Consider the following 18,658-nt stretch of genomic DNA (forward strand, 5'->3'; position numbering starts at 1 on the left):
CTTTTCACTCATAGCCACCGATGCCAGGTCGACCCCTTAATCTAGGCTCATGCCCCGACGAGAAAGCGCTCTGCCGACGGAGTTCTGGGTACGCGACGGCGTCGCCGAGGCGCTGGCGACCTGCGATCTCGCCCGTGTCCTGGCGCAGGTGCGGCACGCCCGCGGATGGTCTCAGGGCGAGCTCGCCCGCGCGGTCGGCTACTCGCAGAGCTGGGTGTCGCGGGTCGTCAACCGCCAGCAGTCGCTCACCGTCGACCAGGTCCGCGAGATCGCCGGGCGGCTGGGCATCCCCGTCCACCTCCTCCGGTTCGCGGACTCCGCAGAGCTGGAGAGGGGGGCAGGTCCGACGAGACGACGGGAATTCGGCAAGGCCGTCGCCGCGGCCGCGCTCGCGCCCCGCTCGGCGCCGCAGAGCGCCGAGGCCGACGAGGGAACCGCGCCCACGCTGCGCGCGATCACCGGCGGGCAGCGGCGGCTCGACGCCGCCGCGCCCTCACGCGAGCTCGCCCGCGGCGCCGTGGCCCACGTCGAGCTGACCGGGCGCACCCTGGCGCGCTCGCGCAGCACGCCGTTCGCACCGGGTATCGCCGCGGCGGCGAGCGAGGCCGCCGGCTTCGCCGCCTGGCTGCACGCCGATATGGACGACGCCGGCTCGGCGCGCGGCTACTACCGCACCGCCGTGCGCAACGCCCGCCTGGCCGGCGACCCGCTCCTCGGCGCCTACATGACGGGCAGCCTGGCGGCCTTCGAGACCGACACCGAGGACGCCGCCGCGGGTCTGGATCTGGCGGGCGAGGCCGCACGGCTGCTGGGGCCCGACGCCCACCCCACGGCGACCGCGTGGCTGGCCTGCACCCGCGCGATGGCCCATGCCACGCTCGGCGACGCCGAGGCCGCCGACGCCCAGATCGCGACCGCCGAGCACGCCGTCGAGCGCAGCGACAACACCGGTCCGCCCTGGCCCTGGGTGTTCCCCTTCACCTCCGCCAAGGTCGCCGGATACCGGGCGCTGACCGGAGTGCGGCTGCACCGCCCGCACGAGGCCCGCGCGGCCTTCGTCGAGGCCTTCGGCGGCGTGCGCCCCTCGCCCAAGCAGGGCGCAGGGCTGATGGTGGAGCTGGCGAGCGCCCACGCCGACGCCGGCGACGTCGACGAGGCGTTCTCGCTCGCCGCCGAGTCGCTGCGCATCGGCGCGCACTTCCGCTCCGACCGGCTGATCTCGCGCGTGCGGCGCTTCCGCCGCGCCTACAAGGGCCCCGGGGCCCGGTGCGTCAAGGACCTGGACGCGCACCTGGCGGCGGCGCTGGCCGGGTAGCGCCACTGCGCCCGGCCGCGGGCACCCCGTAGTCGACGGGGTGCACCCGGCACGAGAGGAAGGACGATGCGGCGTCTTGCGATCACCGGCCACCGCGGGCTGTCCGAGGCTCTGGAGCGCGAGGTCGACTCGTGCCTGCGCCAGCACCTGGGCGGCCTCGCCCCGCGCCTGACCGGGCTGTCCTGCCTGGCCGACGGCGCCGACACGCTGTTCGCGCGCGCCGTCGTGGACGCGGGCGGAGTGCTGGAGGCGGTGGTGCCCGCCGAGGGCTACCGCGAAGGCCTGCCCGACCGGCACCGGTCCGCCTACGACGCGCTGCTTTCGGAGGCGGCCCTGGTGCACCGGCTGCCGCACGTGGAGTCCACCTCCCGGGCGCACATGGACGCGGGCCGGTACCTGGTGGAGCACTGCGACGAGCTCGTAGCCGTGTGGGACGGCCGCCCGCCGCGCGGACCCGGCGGCACGGCCGACATCGTCGACTACGCCCGGAGCCTGGGCCGCCCCGTCACCGTCGTCTGGCCCGAGGGCGCCACCCGCTGACGCCCGCACGTCCGGCGGAGGCAGGCGTTCCCGCAGGCGGGACGAGTCGGCCTCAGCGGCGGGTGAAGGCCTCCTGCACATCGGCGGTGCGCAGCACACCGTAGGCGGTGCCGTCGGGCTCGACCAGCAGGTAGTCCGGCGCCGAGTGGGCGCGCAGCGCCTCCAGCAGGTCGTCGCCCTCCAGGTCGGCGCTGATCACGGCGCCGCGGGTGATGCCGCCGGCCACGCTGGAGACCGGCACCCAGGGCAGCCGTGCGTCGGGGACGGCGGCCGCGGCCGCCTCATTGACGATCGACGTGGGCGTGCCGCCGGCGTCGGCGACCAGCACCGCCCGCGCGCCCTCTTCGCGCATGCGCCGCTGCGCCTCGGCCAGCGGGGTCTCGGCGCCGACGACGGTCGCCCGCCTGCCGAGCTCGCGGGCCCGCAGGGTGGGCACCCGCTCGCGCAGGCGGGCTGTGCGCAGCGCCGAGGCCGCGCCCATCCAGATGAACGAGCCCAGCAGCAGCGCCCACAGCAGCCCGAACAGGTTGGGCGCCGATCCGGTGCGCAGCCCGTACAGCACCGGCGCGGCGACGATGAGCACCGCGAGAACCCGCCCGCCCCAGGCCGCGACCACGGTACCGGCGCGGGGCCTCCGGGTGATCGCCCAGACCGCGGCGCGCACCAGGCGGCCCCCGTCCAGCGGCAGCCCGGGCAGCAGGTTGAACACGCCCACCAGCAGGTTGGCGACCCACAGCTGCCAGATCAGCACGCCCAGGACGGTGCGCGGGTCGACGAGCCAGTAGGCCGCGAACCCGCCTCCTGCCAGCACCAGCGACAGCACCGGCCCTGACAGCGCCACCAGGAACTCGCGTCCGGGGGTGGGGGCCTCGCGCTCGATCTCGGAGACGCCGCCGAGCATGTAGAGCGTGATGCGGCCGACGGGCAGGCCGAACATGCGGGCCGTGACCGAGTGGGCGAGCTCGTGGACGAGCACCGACAGGTACAGCAGCACCGCGAAGACGAACGCGACCAGGTAGGACACCGCGCCCAGCTGGAGGGTGCGCTCGACCACCGGCTGGTAGATGACGGTGATGATGGCCGCGATGATCAGCCATGACGGGGTGACGTAGACGGGGATGCCGAACGGCCGGGCCATGAGCCATCCCGACCCTCGGCGCGCGGGGCGCGGGGTGCTCGGGCTCTCGGGAGGGGTACTGCTGCCGTGGTCGGTCACACCCACCACCCTATGCAATCGGCTGCCGCGCAACCGGCCGTCCGGGCGAGGCGGCGGGCGTCCGCGCCCGGCGGCGCGGGCCGCCGGGCGCACCTCGCGCGGGCCGCGCGCCGCCCCGGGGAGCCGTCGTACTGTTGGGGCATGGACTCCCCCGACGCCGCGCCCCTGGTCCCTGCGTTGTCGCCGTCGCGGGCCGCCGACTTCCTGCAGTGCCCCCTGCTGTTCCGCTTCCGCACCATCGACCGCCTTCCCGAGCGCCCCAGCGCAGCCGCCCTCAAGGGAACGCTGGTGCACGCGGTGCTGGAGCGCCTGTTCGAGCTGCCTGCCGAGACCCGCACCCGCCGCACGGCGCTTTCGCTGCTGGAACCGCAGTGGGAGCGCCTGCGCGAGTCCCGGGCCGAGACCGCCGCCGAGCTGTTCCCCACCGAGGATGACGCCGCGGCGTGGCTGGCCGAGGCCCGCCGGCTGCTGGAGCGCTACTTCGAGATGGAGCGCCCCGAGCGGCTCGAACCCCGCGACCGCGAGCTCCGCCTGGACGTCACGCTGGAGTCCGGGCTGCGGCTGCGCGGCTACCTGGACCGCCTCGACGTCGCGCCGACCGGCCAGATCCGCATCGTCGACTACAAGACGGGCAAGTCCCCGCACCCTCGCTTCGAGGACAAGGCGCGCTTCCAGATCTTCTTCTACGCCGTGATGCTCTGGCGTGAACTGGGCGAGGTCCCCGCCCGGCTGCAGCTGATGTACCTGGGCGACGGCGGGGTGCGCTGGTACGAGCCCACCGAACAGGAGCTGCGGGCGGCGGAGTCGGAGATCCTGGCCATCTGGCACGACATCGAGCGCACCGCGCGCTCGGGTGCCTGGCATCCCCGGCCCAGCAAGCTGTGCGGCTGGTGCGACCACCAGGCGGTGTGCCCGGAGTTCGGCGGCACCCCTCCCCCGCTGCCCGAACCGGCGCGGGCGGACTGATCCGCGCCGCGTGTTCGGGTCCGCGTTCCTACCGGCGGAGGAGACGAGATCGGCCGCGGGGAGGTCCGCGGAGCGGGCGCGCGCTTCTAGCGTGGAGCAGGTGACCGCCGCACCGCCCGGGCCCGCGCCCGACACCTCCTCCGGCGCCGACGACGCCCGCGGCGGCGGGCCCGCGCCCCTGCCCGCCAGGCGGTGGGCGTGGCTGACCGACGCCGCGATGGTGGTGGCGCTGGCGGCGACGAACTCGGCGCTGGTCACTCTCAGCCGCGACATCCCCGAGATGGCGGCCGTGTGGAGCCACGGCGCCGCCGGCCACGCCGCCGGCGCCGCGCTGGCGCTGACCGTGCTCGCGCGCCGCTACCTGCCGTTCACCGTGCTGATCGTGCTCACGGTCAGCGGACTGGCCGGCGACGTCGCCGGGGTGCTGGTGTGGGGTGCGGCGAGCCCGGGCATCGCGGCGGCGGCCTACTCGGTGGGCCGCTACCTGACGCTGGTGCGCTCACTGGCCGGAGTGGGCGCGGGGGTGATGGTCAACCTCGCGACGACCGCGCTGAGCCCGGCCACCGGCGCGGCCGACAGCGGCGAGCCCTGGTGGATCAACCAGGCGTTCTATCTGGGCTGGATCCTGGCGTCGTGGTGGGTGGGCCGGCTGGTGCGCATGCGCTCCTTCCACATGGTGGAGCTGGCCACGCGCGCCGAGCGGCTGGAGCGCGCCCGTGACGCCCACACCCGCGCGGTGCTGGCCGAGGAGCGCACGCGCATCGCCCGCGAGCTGCACGACGTGGTGGCCCACCACGTCAGCGTGATGACGGTGCAGGCCACGGCCGGGCGAAGGGTGATCGAGCGCTCGCCGGACCGGGCGCGCCAGACCCTGGTGGAGATCGAGGAGACCGGGCGCCAGGCGATGTCGGAGATGCGGCGCATCGTCGACGTGCTGCGCGAGCCCGACGGCGGCGCCGAGCGCGGCCCGCAGCCCGGACTGGCCGGGATCGGTGATCTGGTTCGCCAGATCAGCGACACCGGGACGCCGGTGGAGCTGGTGGCCGAAGGCGTCCCGGTGGAGCTCGCGCCCGGGCTGGACCTGACCCTGTACCGCGTCGTGCAGGAATCGCTGACCAACGTGCTCAAACACGCGGGCCGCGACGCGCCCACGACCGTGTCGGTGCGCTACGGCGCGCGGGCGGTCGACGTGTCCGTGGTCGACGAGGGCGGGAGCGCACCCGGTACCGGTTCGCGGCCGCAGGCCTCCGACGAGCCCGGTCACGGCTTGGTGGGGATGCGCGAGCGGGTGGTCCTCTACGGCGGAGAGCTGGAGGCGCGACCGCGCGGCGGCGGGTTCGAGGTCCGTGCCCGCATCCCGCTGGCGCACCGCGGCTGACGGCCCGCTCACGCGAGGCCCCGTCGCCGCGCCGGGCGGCCCTCGGGCGGCGACCGCCGGGCGGCCGCATCCGGCCGCGGTGGTCGGAGCGGGCCCGGTGATCACCGAGAATCGGCACATGGCCATCCGCGTCCTGCTCGTCGACGACCAACCGCTGCTGCGCACCGGGTTCCGGCTGATCCTGGAGTCCGAGCCGGAGATCTCGGTGGTGGGTGAGGCGGCCGACGGCCACGCCGCACTCGCCGACACCCGCCGGCTGCTGCCCGACGTGGTGCTGATGGACATCCGGATGCCCGGCAAGGACGGCATCGACGCCACCCGCGAGATCCTCCGGTGGGCCAACGGCAGCGGCCAGCAGGTGCGCGTACTGGTGCTGACGACCTTCGACCTGGACGAGTACGTCGTCGAGGCGCTGCGCGCGGGGGCCAGCGGGTTCCTGCTCAAGGACGTGCCGCCGGACGAGCTCGCGGGCGCGATCCGGGTGGTGGCCGACGGCGCGGCGATCGTGGCGCCCACCGTCACCCGCCGGCTGCTCGACCGCTTCGCCGACAAGCTCCCCGCCTCGCGCGAGCGCCCGGCGCCGCAGCTGGACCACCTCACCGAGCGCGAGCGGGAGGTGCTGCGGCTGCTGGCACGCGGGCTGTCCAACGCCGAGATCGCGCGCCGACTGGTGGTCAGCGACACCACGGTCAAGACCCACGTCGGCAACGTGCTGACCAAGCTGGGGCTGCGCGACCGGGTACAGGCGGTGGTGCACGCCTACGAGACCGGCATCGTGCGCCCCGGCGAGGACGAGGACTGACGCTCCTCGCGCTCGGGGCTCGCACGGACCCTCCCGGGAACACGCGGCCCCCGTGCGGGCGAAGCGCGGCGCCCACAGCGGATGCCGACCGGACGGCGCGCCGTGCCGAAGGCGCGCGGCCGAGTCGCCCGGTCCTCCGGGTATGGCTGCGGTGATCGGGGTAGTGGTGGCGAGCCGGCGCCGCGGCGGTCGGCGCGGCCGGTGGTGCTGCTCGCGGCCGCCGCCCGGCAGCGCCGCGCCGCACGGGCGACCGTCCTCCAGATCGGGCCGGTGACCTGGGATCATGGGCAGTGACCGACCTCACCGCCCCGCCGGGGGCCGCGCCGCCAACCGGCGCCCGAAACGCGGCGTCCCACCCCGTGGCCGCCCCACTGCGGCCGCCGCTTTCGCGCACAGAGGAGGTATCGAGAACCGGTCATGGCCGAAGACCCCCAGCTCCCCGCGCTGCCGAACGAGGACAACCTGCTCAGCCGGCTGCGGGATTGGCGCGCCGCCCGGGAGGCGGAGATGCACTCCGACCTCTTCGAGGATGCAGTGGAGCTTCCCGACCCGCGTGCCCTCGACCTCGTGCTGCGGGTGGGCGAGCTGCTGCTGGCCAGCGGCGAGAGCACCGAGGTCGTCAGCGAGTCGATGCTGAGCCTGTCGGTCGCGTTCGAGCTGCCGCGCTCGGAGGTATCGGTCACCTTCACCGCGATCACGCTGTCGACGCATCCGGGTGGCGACCAACCGCCGATCACCGGGGAGCGGGTTGTACGCCGGCGCACTCTGGACTACTTCCGCGTCAACGAGCTGCACGCCCTGGTCCAGGACGCGGCGCTGGGCGCGGTCGAACTGGAGGGCGCGGTCGCGCGGCTGCGGGCGATCAAGCGCGCGCGCCCGCCGTACCCGAACTGGCTCATCGTGACCGGGTTCGGCCTGATCGCCTCCAGCGCCAGCCTCATGGTCGGCGGCCAGCTGATCGTGGCGGCCGCGGCGTTCCTGGCGACAGTGCTGGGCGACCGCGCCTCGGCTTTCCTGGCGCGGCGCGGGGTGGCCGAGTTCTACCAGATGACCGGAGCCACGGTGGTGGCCTCCTCCATCGGCGTGGGGCTGCTGTGGGCCAGCGACAGCATGGATCTCGAACTGCAGGCGGGCGCGGTCATCACCGGCAACATCATGGCCCTGCTGCCGGGGCGGCCGCTGGTGGCCAGCCTGCAGGAGGGCATCAGCGGCAGCTACGTCTCGGCGTCGGCGCGGCTGCTGGAGGTCTTCCTCACCCTGGGCGCGATCATCACCGGGGTCGGTGCGGTGGCCTATACCGCCGTGCGCCTGGGCGTCGACGTGAGCCTGGACGACCTGCCGACCCTCGGCACCGACCTGGGCCTGCCGGTGCTGATCGGCGCGGCGGGGATCGCCATGGCCTTCGCGGTCTCGCTGACCGTGCCGCCGCCGATGCTGCCGTGGATCGGCCTCATGGGTGTGATGGTCTGGGTGATCTACGCGGGGGTGCGCGGGCTGCTCGACGCGCCGCCGATCATGGGCACCGCGGCCGGCGCCGTCGTCATCGGCGTGGTGGGCCACGCCCTGGCGCGCCGCACGCGGCGGCCGGTCCTGCCCTATGTCATCCCGGCGATCGCGCCGCTGCTTCCCGGGAGCATCCTCTACCGGGGCCTGCTGGAGATCACGCTCAGCCAGCCCGTGCAGGGCCTGCTGAGCCTGTCGGAGGCGGTGGCCATCGGCCTGGGCCTGGGCGCCGGCGTCAGCTTCGGCGGCGAGCTGGTCCGGGCTTTCCAGCGCGGCGGCCTCGCCGGCGCCGGCCGCCGCAGCCGCCCCGCCGCCCGCCGCAGCCGCGGCGCGGTGTAGCGCCCGCGGCGCTGCCTCCGCGACCGGCGGGCGTGCTCCGGGCGCCTAGAGTCGGGGCATGGACGAGGGAACGTGCGGCGGCGGGACCGGCGGGCAGGCGGCAGCGGCCGGAGTCGACGGGCCGGGGCCGCCCGGTCTGCGGGAGCGGCCCCGTGACGCCGACGAGGCGCGGGCGCTGCAGGAGCGTTCGGCCCCGCTGGTGCGCCACGACGCGATCGACGCCGGCGCGGTCTCGCTGGTCGCGGGGCTCGATGTGGCCTACTCGGCCGACGACGACCGGCTGGCCGCGGCCGCTGTCGTCCTGGCCGCTCCGGAGTGGGAGGTGGTCGACAGCGCCACCGCCGTCTCGCGACCGCGATTTCCCTACGTGCCCGGGTTGTTCGCGTTCCGTGAGGCGCCAGCCCTGCTGGAGGCGGTCGCGCAGCTGGGCACCCGGCCCGACGTGCTCGTCTGCGACGGCTTCGGGCTGGCGCACCCGCGCCGGTTCGGGCTCGCCTGCCACGTGGGCGTCGCGCTGGACCGCCCGGTGCTGGGCGTGGGCAAGACCCCGTTCGTGGGCCGCGCCGAGGAGCCCGGCCGCGAGCGCGGAGCATGGTCGCCGCTGGTCGACGACGGCGAGGTCGTCGGCCGCTGCCTGCGTACCCGGACCGGGGTGAAACCGGTCTACGTCTCGGTCGGCCACCGCGTCGACCTCGCCTCGGCCGCCGCGCTGACCCTGCGCATGGCGCCCCGCTACCGGCTTCCGGAGCCCGTCCGGCAGGCGGACCGGCTGTGCCGCGAACGCCTGGCCGCGGCCTGATTCGCCGGGGCACCCCACGCGCAAAGCTGCCTGCGGCGTCCTCGACAGCCGAAGCGCGCCAGATCGCCCGTCTCCGACATGCCCGGATCAATGCGTGGCCGGATCCGGCCAATACCCTGCGGCACCAGATCGAACGGTCGACTCGCGGCGTCGTATATCCACAAAACCAGTTGCACTGTGACTCGCGCCACTAGGCTTCTGGTGCCAGTAGTTGAGAAGACCGGAGGCGCAGAATGTGCCCGCACCGACCCGCATGCCCGTCCTTCGACGACGTCGCCCGCGAAGCGGCCCGCGTCGTCGCCAGCCACCCCGAGCAGGGCTGGAGCCTGCTCTGCAACGGTGTCGTGATCTTCGAGGACACCGGAGAACTGCTGCCCAACGGGGGTGTCGTCGCTCCGCACCGCCCGACCGACATCCGGGCCGTCGCCTGAGGCCTACGGCCGAACCGGACACCCACCGAGCCGGCCGAAACGGCCGCGAGCGGGGACCACCGTCCGTCCCCGCCCACCGCAGTCCGAGCCGGCGCAGACCGCCGGCCGCGGATGCTCAGCCCAGCCGCTCGGCGAGCCAGTCCACGACGGCGGCAGCCACCGCACCGGTGTCCTTGGACAGATCGTGGCGCTCGCCGGCACGCACCACCACCGACGCGGCGTCGGCCGCGTCGGGCACGCCGAAGGGGTCGCGTTCCCCGTTGACCACCAGGGTCGGCACACCGGCCCCGCGCAGCTCCGAGGCACGCGAGCGCTCCGGCTTGCCCGGCGGGTGCAGGGGGAACGCCAGCGCGACCACCGCCGCCGCCCCCAGCTCCGCGGCGGTGCGGCACGCGACCCGGGCGCCGTTGCTGCGTCCGGCCGGCACGAGCGGGACCCCGGCCAGCCGCTCGTCCGCGCACACCGCACGAACCGCGCAGGTCCACGCCTCGTCCTGGGGGCCGGTGGCCGAGCCGGGCATCGTGCGACCGGCCACCCGATAGGCCTGGGTGATGCGCGCCACGGCTCCGCCCGCCTTCAGCACGGCGTCGCACACCGCGGTGATGTCGGGCGCGTCGACGCCGCCGCCCGCGCCGTGCGTGATGGCCAGCAGATAGCGCGGCTCGCCGGACGGCACGGCGACGTCGGCGAGCGCAGGCCCGCGAGGCGTGTCGAGCTCCATGGCTCCAACCTAAGGCGTGTCCGGCCGATCCCCGTCCCGCCGCGCCCCCGCCGCACCGCGGCCCCCGAGCAACAGCGGGGGCCGGGTGTCACTCCGCCGGGTCGGGCCAGCCCGCGGGCAGCACGGGATCGCGGGAGCCTGCTGCGACCCGGAGGCGCTCGCGGAAGTCGTCGTGCAGGGCCCTGCCCCAGACGTACTGGCCGGGTGTGCGCACCGCCTCCTCCAGTGCGCGGCGCAGCGCGGCGGCGTTGTTCTCGCCCTGGGCCAGCGGCAGGGCGAGGTGGGTGTACATCCGGTTGAGCGCGACGAACAGCTCCCCCGTCAGCATGGGCGCGCTGTGCTGGGCCGCGGCCGCCTCGACGTAGGGGTCCCACCAGGCCTCGTCCTCGCCGTCCTGCCCTCCCTCCGGCTCGGCCGCCTCGGGGTCGGGCGCCAGGAAGCCGCGGCGCAGGCGGGCGCGGACCTCGTCGGCGGTCGCGGGGTCGCGGTGGGCGAGTCCATCCGCCCACACGCGCTCGGCGGCCTCGCCGTCGCCGCGCACCGCGAGCAGCCGAGCCAGCAGTTCGACGGCGCCGCCCGCGACCTCGGGAGCCACCGCCCGGCCGGGTGCCGCCCCCGAGTCCTCCGGAGCCGCTCCTCCCCCGTCACCCGCGCCGGCCTCGGCCACGACGGCCGCGAACGCGCCGATCGCGTGCTCCACGTGCACGGCGCCCAGGAGCAGCCGCAGCCCCGCGTGCTCGCCCAGCTCCAGGCCCCGGTGGACGACGTCGGCGGCGGCGTCGGCACGGCCCCGGGCCAGCAGCCGCGCCGCGTAGTCGTGCGCCGCCTCGGGCACGACCTCGGCCGAGTCGCTGCTCAGCACCTGTTCCCAGTGCTCCCCGGCGGTACCGGTGTCGCCGCGCTCCTCGGCCAGCCGCGCGAGGCCGTAGTGGGCGGCCGGACGGTAGCGGTTGTTGCCCGAGTCGAGGACGTCGCACCAGGCGGCGCGCGCCTGCTCGGCGTCGCCGTCGGCCTCGAAGGACAGGGCCAGGTGGTAGGCGGCGCGCGGGGCGAACTCGGGATGGCCGGTGCCGACGGCGGTACGCGCGGCCGACCGCGCCGCCGCCACCTCGCCCATGTCGTGGCGGACGACGGCCAGCCCGAGGGCGGCCAGCGGCAGGTACCGCCGCGCACCGCTCTCGACCACGCGCTCGTAGACCTGGGCGGCGCGGTTGAGGTGACCGTTCTCGGCGAGGTCGCGCGCCTGGTCGCACAGGCTCTTGAACTCGGGCTCGTCTCCGGCGGCGTCGTGAGTGGAGGATCCGGCGGACGCTGTCATCTGGCGCTGCTTTCCACACGGGGGGCGGTCCGGGGCGGCGGGGGCCGACCCGGAGGTTCCACTGGGAGGCTAGCCCTTCGGCGCGGAGGCGACGGCGAGGCGTGGCCGGGCCCGGCCGGAATCGGCGGATCGGCGGTCGGCGCCGCGGCAGCAGGCGTCCGGTGGCGGTTCAAGGATCGCCAGCCGTGCCTTTACATCGTAGATTCACTTGTGGCCGCGATGGCCGGTCTCCTGGCCCTCGCGCTGGCGGCGGCCGCCGTCAGCGCGCTGTGCTGCGCTGGCGGCGGCCGCCGTCGCTCGTCGTCGTACCGCCCCGATGGGCGGGACCGGTCGGCTAGACCTCGAACGCCTCCGGCGGCGGGCAGGCGCAGACGAGGTTGCGGTCCCCGTAGGCCTGGTCGATGCGCCCCACGGGGGACCAGTACTTGTCGAACCGCAACCGCTGCACCGGGAAGGCGCCCTCGTGCCGCGAGTAGGGGTGCCGCCACTCGTCGGCCGTGAGCGCTTCAGCCGTGTGCGGGGCGTTGCGCAGCGGGTTGTCGTCAGCGGGGTAGGCGCCCTCGGCGACCCGGTCGATCTCGCCGCGGATGGCGATCATCGCGTCGACGAAGCGGTCCAGCTCCTCCAGGTCCTCGCTCTCGGTCGGCTCGACCATCAGCGTCCCCGCCACGGGGAAGGACATCGTCGGCGCGTGGAACCCGTAGTCGATCAGCCGCTTGGCGACGTCCTCGTTGCTGATGCCGGTCCGCTTCTGCAGGCCGCGGATGTCGATGATGCACTCGTGCGCGACCAGGCCGCCCCGGCCGGTGTAGAGCACCGGGTAGTAGGGCTCCAGCCGCTTGGCGACGTAGTTGGCGCCGAGCACCGCGGCCTCGGTGGCCGCGCGCAGCCCTTCCTCGCCCATCATCCGCATGTAGGCCCAGGAGATCTGCAGGATGCCGGCCGACCCGAAGGGCGCCGCCGACACCGGACCCACCCCCGTGTAGGGCCCGGCCTCGGGCTGGCTGGGGTGGTTGGGAAGGTAGCCGGCCAGGTGGGAGCGCGCCGCCACCGGGCCCACGCCGGGACCGCCGCCGCCGTGCGGGATGCAGAATGTCTTGTGCAGGTTCAGGTGGCTGACGTCGGCGCCGAACCGCCCGGGCTTGGCCCAGCCCAGAAGCGCGTTCAGGTTGGCGCCGTCGACGTAGACCTGCCCGCCCGCCTCGTGCACCAGGTCGCACACCTCGGTGATGGTGTCCTCGTAGACGCCGTGCGTGGAGGGGTAGGTGACCATGATCGCGGCCAGGTCGCCCGCGTGCTGGGCGGTCTTGGCGCGCAGGTCATCCATGTCGATGTTACCGCCGTCGTCGCAGGCCACGACCTTGACCCGCATCCCGGCCATGGTCGCGCTGGCGGCGTTGGTCCCGTGCGCGGAGCTGGGGATCAGACACACGTCGCGCCCCCGCTCGCCGCGCCCGCGATGGTAGCCGCGGATGGCCAGCAGCCCGGCCAGCTCGCCCTGGGATCCGGCGTTGGGCTGCAGCGAAACCGCGTCGTAGCCGGTGACCTCGGCCAGCCACCGCTCCAGGTCGCGCACGATGCGCACCGTGCCGGCGGCCTGGTCCAGCGGTGCGAAGGGGTGCAGCGACGCAAACTCCGGCCAGGTCACCGACTCCATCTCGGCGGTGGCGTTGAGCTTCATCGTGCACGACCCCAGCGGGATCATGCTGCGGTCCAGCGCCAGGTCCTTGTCGGCGAGGCGGCGCATGTAGCGCAGCAGCGAGGTCTCGCTGCGGTGGGCGGAGAAGACCGGGTGGGTCAGGTAGTCCACCCCTCGGCGCAGCTCCTCCGGCAGCGCCGCGCGCCGCCGGTCGCCGGCGGTCTGACCGGAGACGCCCTTGCCGGGACCGGAGAACGCCGCCACGACGGCCTCGATGTGGGCGGACGTGGTGTTCTCGTCGCAGCTGACGCCCACGGTGTCGGAGCCGGCGGCCAGCAGGTTGACGCCGCGCTCGGCGGCCGCCTCGACGACCGACCCCGCCGCCCCGGGCACGCGCACCCGCAGCGTGTCGAAGAACCGGTCGCCGACGACCTGGTGCCCGGCCGCGCGCAACCGCTCGGCGAGGTCGGCGGTGTGGCCGTGTACCCGCTCGGCGATCGCACGCAGGCCGTGGGGCCCGTGGTAGACCGCGTACATGCCGGCCATCACCGCCAGCAGGACCTGGGCGGTGCAGATGTTGCTGGTGGCCTTCTCGCGGCGGATGTGCTGCTCGCGGGTCTGCAGCGCCAGCCGGTAGGCGGGCTTGCCGGCGTTGTCGACCGAGACGCCCACCAGGCGCCCGGGCAGCTGGCGCTGGAGCCCTTCGCGCAGCGACATGTAGCCGGCGTGCGGGCCGCCGAAGCCCATCGGGACTCCGAAGCGCTGGGTGGAGCCCACCGCGATGTCGGCTCCCATCTCCCCCGGGCTGCGCAGCATCGTCAGCGCGAGGATGTCGGCGGCCACCACCGCCAGCGCGCCCCGCTCGTGCGCCTCGGCGATGACCGGGCGCGGGTCGCGCACCGCGCCGCTGCCGGCCGGGTACTGCACGAGTACGCCGAAGGCGCCGGTGTCGGGCAGGCCCTGCGAGAGGTCGGCCACCACCACGTCGATACCCAGCGGCTCGGCGCGGGTGCGCAGCACCGACAGGGTCTGCGGGAACACGTCGGAGTCGACGACGAAGACGTCGCCCTTGCCGCGCGTGGCGCGGCGGGCCAGGGTCATCGACTCCGCCGCGGCCGTGGCCTCGTCCAGCAGCGAGGCGCCCGAGACGGCCAGCCCGGTCAGGTCCGAGACCATCGTCTGGAAGTTCAGCAGCGCCTCCAGGCGCCCCTGGGAGATCTCCGGCTGGTAGGGGGTGTAGGCCGTGTACCAGGCCGGGTTCTCCATGATGTTGCGCAGGATGACGGGCGGGGTGGTGGTGTCGTAGTAGCCCTGCCCGATCATCGAGGTCAGCACCCGATTGCGGTCGGCCAGGCCGCGCAGCTCGGCCAGCGCCTCGGACTCGCCGGCCGCCGCGGGAAGCTCCAGGGGTGCGGGCTGTCCGGGGCGGGCGAGGATGCGCTCGGGCAGTGCCGCGGTCATCAGCTCGGCGGTGCTGCCGTAGCCGACCGCCTTGAGCATCTGCGCGAGGTCGGCCGAATCGGGGCCGATGTGCCGGTCGGCGAAGTAGCGGGCCGCCGCGGCGCCGGCGTCCGGCCCTCGTTCACGGGTTGGCTGCTCCGTCATGGAGACCTCCTGGTCGCTGTGCCGCTTGCGCGGCTGCTCCTGTCTGGTCTCCCCCTCTGTCGCTCACGGCCCCGCGGGGGCCGAAGCGCAGGCACGTCTCGCCTACCGCTCCAGAGTGGCCTCCTCCACGCGGTCCTTGGTGCCTGAGAGGTTACTGGGGAGTTTTGCCCCGTCGGCGCCCCGCTGTGGGGTCTCTCCCGCGTGGTATCGACGGCCGGATCGTGGTGTCGACTGTTGTTCGGTTGTGGGTCGTCCATTATGTACGGCCCTGATGGACCACAGGGCGGCGGGGCGTACTGTTCCGCCTCGCGGTCGCGCGTGTCGTGCCCGCCGCACTGCCGACGTTACTGGATTCGGGCGCATTCGTGGAGTGCACGCAACCGGGCGCGCGTCACACCCCGCGGCCGCCCGCGGATCGGGACATCACACCTGGAGCGCGGCCAGGGGGCAGCCGGCGCGGTCGGCGGAGTCCGCGGGGCTCAGCCGGTCTTGCGCTCGCGGCGGCGCCGCGCCAGCTCGTCGGCGGGGCGCGTACGCGGGCTCAGCGATCCGCCGAGCTCCTCGCCGGGGACCTCGTCGAGAGCGCCCTCGAGCTCGCGCCACACGCGCCCCAGGGCGATCCCGAACACACCCTGCCCGCCCTGCATCAGGTCGACGACCTCGTCGGGCGACGTGCACTCGTAGACGCTGACGCCGTCGCTCATCAGGGTGACCTGGGCGAGGTCGGCGGTGCCGCGGTAGCGCAGGTGGTCCACCGCGGGGCGGATCTGCTGCAGCGAGATACCGGTGTCGAGCAGCCGCTTGACGACCTTGAGCAGCAGGACGTCACGGGAGTCGTACAGCGGGGGATTGCCGCCCTCCTGCTGCACGCTGGGGCCGACCAGGCCGGTACGGGCCCAGTAGTCGAGTTGCCGATAGGTGATTCCGGCGGCCGCACATGCCGTGGGGCCGCGATAACCGACGTCCATAGGCAGCGCCACCACGTCCTCTTCGCACAGCAGGCCCTGCTCCCCAGCTCGCCGTATCGCTGTATGCATGAGAGCGGAGGTTTGCTGCTCACCGCTAGTAACCGCCACGCCGAACCTCCGGCTCCTCGGCCCACGGCGGTTTGACAGGGGGCATGAAGGGTGCGCCGCGGGTTCCTTCGACATTGAAGGTAAGCCGGTCGCACGGACAGCGTCAACGACACCCATCGGCGCGTCGCGGAACCTGTTTCGTCGCCTCCGGGCGCTGCCGCCGTCCATCCGCAAGCATAGCCGCGCAGCGGCACGCGGCACGCTGTTGCGCCCCCGTGACCTGCACCGGAACCGGAACACCGACCCGGGCGGCGGACCGGGTGCGGCGCCGGAGCCTGCCGGGAGCGCCGACGCGCCCGTGACACGCCGCGGCGGAAGCCGTCGCACCGCGGAAGCCGGCCGCCGCCGAGGCACCGCGACCGGGCCACCCGGTCGGCCCGGGTGCCCTCCCGCGCCCGGCGCCCGGTGGGCGACCGCGCCTACACCCCCTCCGCGCTGCTCGACCTTCTGGGGCCCCTGCCCAGCCTCGCGTCGCCCGCGGCGGCCGAGGTCGTCCTGGCCTCGGCGGCCGACGCGGTCGGGCTGCTGCTGCCCTCGGCCGAATCGGCCTTCCCGCCCGGGCGCCGCACGCGGTCGAGCGCCTGAGCGGGCGCGCGCACCGGGCGCCCCGTCCCGACCACCGCGGCACGTGCCCGCGCGCGGGCCGCGGCCACCGCGTCTGGTATCTCTGGTGGCTGCCACAACGGGCGGCCGCCGGCCGCCGCGTTCCATCCGTCTCCCCGGAAGGGGCAGCAGGTGAACCGGCCTACCACGAACTGGGCGGGCAACGTCGGCTTCGCCGCCGAACGCCTCCACCACCCCTCCACCGTCGCCGAGGTTCAGGCCGTCGCCGCCCGCGCCGAACGGGCCCGCGCCCTGGGCAGCGGCCACTCCTTCAACGCCGTCGCCGACACCTCCGGCGACCTCGTCTCGCTCGCCCGCCTGCCGCGCACCATGGAGCTGGACACCGCGGCCGGAACCGTCCAGGTGGGCGCGGGCGTGCGCTACGCCGAGCTGGCGCAGTGGCTCCAGGAGCGCGGCCGCGCCCTGCACAACCTGGGGTCGCTCCCCCACATCTCGGTGGCCGGATCGGTCGCCACCGCAACCCACGGCTCCGGCGACGCCAACGGCAACCTCGCCACCGCCGTGGAGGCGCTGGAGCTGGTCACCGCCGAGGGCGACCTGGTCAGCCTGAGCCGGGCCGAAAGCGGTCCCGATTTCGACGGCGCGGTCGTGGCGCTGGGAGCGCTCGGGATCGTGACCTCGATGACGCTGCGTACCGAACCGGACTTCGACGTCGCCCAGAGCGTCTACGAAGGGCTACCGCTGGAGTCGCTGGAGGAGAACTTCGACGCGATCACCGGGGCCGCCTACAGCGTCAGCCTGTTCACCCGCTGGCGCGGCCCGGTGGTCGACCAGGTGTGGCTCAAGCACCGCGTGGGCGGCGCTCCGCCCGCCGGCGGCGCCGGCGGCTTGTTCGGTGCACGGCCGGCAAACGGGCCGCGCCACCCCGTTCCGGAGATGTCGACCGAGCACTCCACCGAGCAGATGGGCGTGGCGGGCCCCTGGTCGGAGCGGCTGCCGCACTTCCGCCCCGGCTCGCCGCCCAGTAGCGCCGGCGAAGAGCTCCAGGCGGAGTACCTGCTGCCGCGCGGCGCGGCCGTCGCGGCGCTGCGGGCCCTGGAGCCGCTGCGGGAGCGGATCGCACCCGTTGTGCAGGTCCACGAGATCCGCACCGTCGCCGCCGACGGGCTGTGGCTGAGTCCGAGCTACCGCCGGGACACCGTCGGCTTCCACTTCACCCTGGTCCCCGACGCGGCCGCGGTGCTGCCGGTGCTGGAGCTCATCGAGGGGCGGCTGGCCCCCTTCGGCGCCCTGCCGCACTGGGGCAAGCTGTTCACCGCACCGATCGGGCGGCTGCGCGAGCGCTACAGCAGGATGGACGACTTCGCGGCGCTGGCCCGCCGGTTCGACCCGCGCGGCAAGTTCGCCAACGCGTTCCTGCGCGAGCACGTCCTCGGCGGCTGACCCCCGCCCGCTGCCCTACAGCCGCTCGATGGCCCGGCGGGGCGAGCGGGCATGGCGGGCCATGTCCCGCCAGGGCTCGGTCCCGGCGCGCTCGGGCAGGGTGCGCACCGTCCAGTACCGGGCCGTGTCCACGCGCTCCAGCTCGTCCCAGGCCAGCGGCGCCGCCACCGGCGCGCCGGGCAGCGCGCGCACCGAGTAGGGCGCGACCGCCAGCTGGGCGTAGCCGTTGCGCAGGTAGTCCAGGAACAGGCGGTCGCCGCGGCGCCGCTTGCGGAACTGCGTGGTCAGCTCATCGGGGCGGCGGCGCGCGACGAGCTCGGCGATGACGTGCGCGAAGTCGCGGGCCTGGCCCGCGTCGATCTCCGGGCGGATGGGCGCGACCACGTGCATACCGCGCGAGCCGGTGGTCATCGCGAACGCGGCCAGGCCCAGGCCCTCCAGCACCTCGCGGACGTCGTGGGCCGCGCGGCGCACCTGCGCGAAGTCCTCGCCGGGCGGGTCGAGGTCGATGACGAGCCGGTCGGGGCTGCGCAGGGCGCCGGTCCTGCTCAGCCACGGGTGCAGGGTTATGGCGGCCTGGTCGGCCAGCCACACCAGGGTGGCGGCGTCGTCGCAGACCAGCATCTCGGTCCCGGCGCGGCCGTCGTGCTTGGGCACGTGCACCGAGCCGGCCCACGCGGGCGCGAAGGAGGGGCGGTTCTTGACATAGAACCCGCCCTCGGGGTCGGTGATGCCGTGCGGGTAGCGCTGTACCGCCAGCGGGCGCCCGCGCACGTGGCGCAGCATCGGGCCGGCGACCGCGCGGTAGTACTCGGCCAGCTCGCGCTTGGTGACACCGCCCGGCTCGAACAGCTCCTTGCCGGGCCGGCTGATGCGGACCCGATGCGCGCCCACCCGCCACGTCAGCGCTTCCGCGTTCACCCGTGCCCTCCTCCGCCCGCACCGGCGTGTTCGGGTGCGTCTTTACCCGCGGTCTGCGGGGTTTTACCTGGTAACGGGCAGT

General features: G+C 74.8%; 16 protein-coding genes and 1 riboswitch. Of the genes, 10 read left to right on the top strand and 6 right to left on the bottom strand.

Annotated elements, in window-relative coordinates; translation table 11 throughout:
• The first annotated feature begins 49 nt into the window (after positions 1–49).
• Both RM446_RS11410 and RM446_RS11415 read left to right on the top strand, forming a co-directional pair.
• Positions 50–1,315, top strand: coding sequence for a helix-turn-helix transcriptional regulator (locus RM446_RS11410; protein WP_311545202.1), 1,266 nt, complete (start codon positions 50–52; stop codon positions 1,313–1,315).
• A 66-nt stretch (positions 1,316–1,381) separates the two neighbouring features.
• Positions 1,382–1,855, top strand: a complete 474-nt coding sequence (locus RM446_RS11415; RefSeq protein ID WP_311545203.1) for a hypothetical protein — start codon at positions 1,382–1,384, stop codon at positions 1,853–1,855.
• 52 nt (positions 1,856–1,907) lie between these two features.
• Here the strand turns inward: RM446_RS11415 and RM446_RS11420 are convergent, their stop codons facing one another.
• Positions 1,908–3,071 carry a site-2 protease family protein gene (locus tag RM446_RS11420; protein ID WP_311545204.1) on the bottom strand — a complete coding sequence of 388 codons (1,164 nt, stop codon included), beginning with the start codon at positions 3,069–3,071 and terminating at the stop codon, positions 1,908–1,910.
• Positions 3,072–3,212: 141 nt separating this feature from the next.
• Between RM446_RS11420 and RM446_RS11425 the strand changes: the two genes are divergently transcribed.
• From RM446_RS11425 to RM446_RS11450, 6 genes are all read left to right on the top strand, one after another.
• Entirely contained in the window at positions 3,213–4,037 is an 825-nt protein-coding gene (locus RM446_RS11425; RefSeq protein WP_311545205.1) for a RecB family exonuclease, read from the top strand.
• Between the two features lie 100 nt (positions 4,038–4,137).
• Positions 4,138–5,415 (top strand): sensor histidine kinase, encoded by a 1,278-nt coding sequence (locus RM446_RS11430; RefSeq protein WP_311545206.1) that lies wholly within the window; start codon positions 4,138–4,140, stop codon positions 5,413–5,415.
• A gap of 118 nt (positions 5,416–5,533) precedes the next feature.
• The gene (locus RM446_RS11435; protein WP_311545207.1) at positions 5,534–6,217 is read left to right on the top strand and encodes a response regulator transcription factor; all 684 of its coding nucleotides are present in this window, start codon (positions 5,534–5,536) and stop codon (positions 6,215–6,217) included.
• A gap of 417 nt (positions 6,218–6,634) precedes the next feature.
• Entirely contained in the window at positions 6,635–8,059 is a 1,425-nt protein-coding gene (locus RM446_RS11440; RefSeq protein ID WP_311545208.1) for a threonine/serine exporter family protein, read from the top strand.
• Positions 8,060–8,117: 58 nt separating this feature from the next.
• The gene (locus tag RM446_RS11445) at positions 8,118–8,858 is read left to right on the top strand and encodes an endonuclease V (RefSeq protein WP_311545209.1); all 741 of its coding nucleotides are present in this window, start codon (positions 8,118–8,120) and stop codon (positions 8,856–8,858) included.
• A gap of 233 nt (positions 8,859–9,091) precedes the next feature.
• Positions 9,092–9,289 (top strand): DUF5999 family protein, encoded by a 198-nt coding sequence (locus tag RM446_RS11450; RefSeq protein WP_311545210.1) that lies wholly within the window; start codon positions 9,092–9,094, stop codon positions 9,287–9,289.
• Between the two features lie 115 nt (positions 9,290–9,404).
• Here RM446_RS11450 and RM446_RS11455 read toward each other — a convergent pair whose 3' ends face one another.
• The 4 genes from RM446_RS11455 to RM446_RS11470 form a co-directional block, all read right to left on the bottom strand.
• Positions 9,405–10,010, bottom strand: coding sequence for an alpha/beta hydrolase family protein (locus RM446_RS11455; RefSeq protein WP_311545211.1), 606 nt, complete (start codon positions 10,008–10,010; stop codon positions 9,405–9,407).
• Between the two features lie 88 nt (positions 10,011–10,098).
• Positions 10,099–11,328 (bottom strand): hypothetical protein, encoded by a 1,230-nt coding sequence (locus tag RM446_RS11460; protein WP_311545212.1) that lies wholly within the window; start codon positions 11,326–11,328, stop codon positions 10,099–10,101.
• A 334-nt stretch (positions 11,329–11,662) separates the two neighbouring features.
• Positions 11,663–14,572 (bottom strand): aminomethyl-transferring glycine dehydrogenase, encoded by a 2,910-nt coding sequence (gcvP, locus tag RM446_RS11465; protein WP_311545213.1) that lies wholly within the window; start codon positions 14,570–14,572, stop codon positions 11,663–11,665.
• A gap of 120 nt (positions 14,573–14,692) precedes the next feature.
• Positions 14,693–14,782, bottom strand: a riboswitch (glycine riboswitch).
• A gap of 269 nt (positions 14,783–15,051) precedes the next feature.
• Positions 15,052–15,648, bottom strand: a complete 597-nt coding sequence (locus RM446_RS11470) for a MerR family transcriptional regulator (RefSeq protein WP_398694978.1) — start codon at positions 15,646–15,648, stop codon at positions 15,052–15,054.
• Positions 15,649–16,029: 381 nt separating this feature from the next.
• On the opposite strand from RM446_RS11470, the gene RM446_RS11475 reads away from it, so the two are divergent.
• Both RM446_RS11475 and RM446_RS11480 read left to right on the top strand, forming a co-directional pair.
• On the top strand, positions 16,030–16,233 hold the full coding sequence (locus RM446_RS11475) for a hypothetical protein (protein ID WP_311545215.1): 204 nt from the start codon (positions 16,030–16,032) through the stop codon (positions 16,231–16,233).
• 150 nt (positions 16,234–16,383) lie between these two features.
• Positions 16,384–17,655: an FAD-binding protein gene (locus tag RM446_RS11480; protein WP_311545216.1), complete on the top strand. Its 1,272-nt coding sequence runs from the start codon at positions 16,384–16,386 to the stop codon at positions 17,653–17,655.
• A 15-nt stretch (positions 17,656–17,670) separates the two neighbouring features.
• On the opposite strand, the gene ligD is transcribed toward RM446_RS11480, so the two are convergent.
• On the bottom strand, positions 17,671–18,576 hold the full coding sequence (ligD, locus tag RM446_RS11485; RefSeq protein WP_311545217.1) for a non-homologous end-joining DNA ligase: 906 nt from the start codon (positions 18,574–18,576) through the stop codon (positions 17,671–17,673).
• Positions 18,577–18,658: the final 82 nt, after the last annotated feature.

The organism is Streptomonospora wellingtoniae, from assembly GCF_031845375.1.
Taxonomy (GTDB): Bacteria; Actinomycetota; Actinomycetes; order Streptosporangiales; family Streptosporangiaceae; genus Streptomonospora; species Streptomonospora wellingtoniae.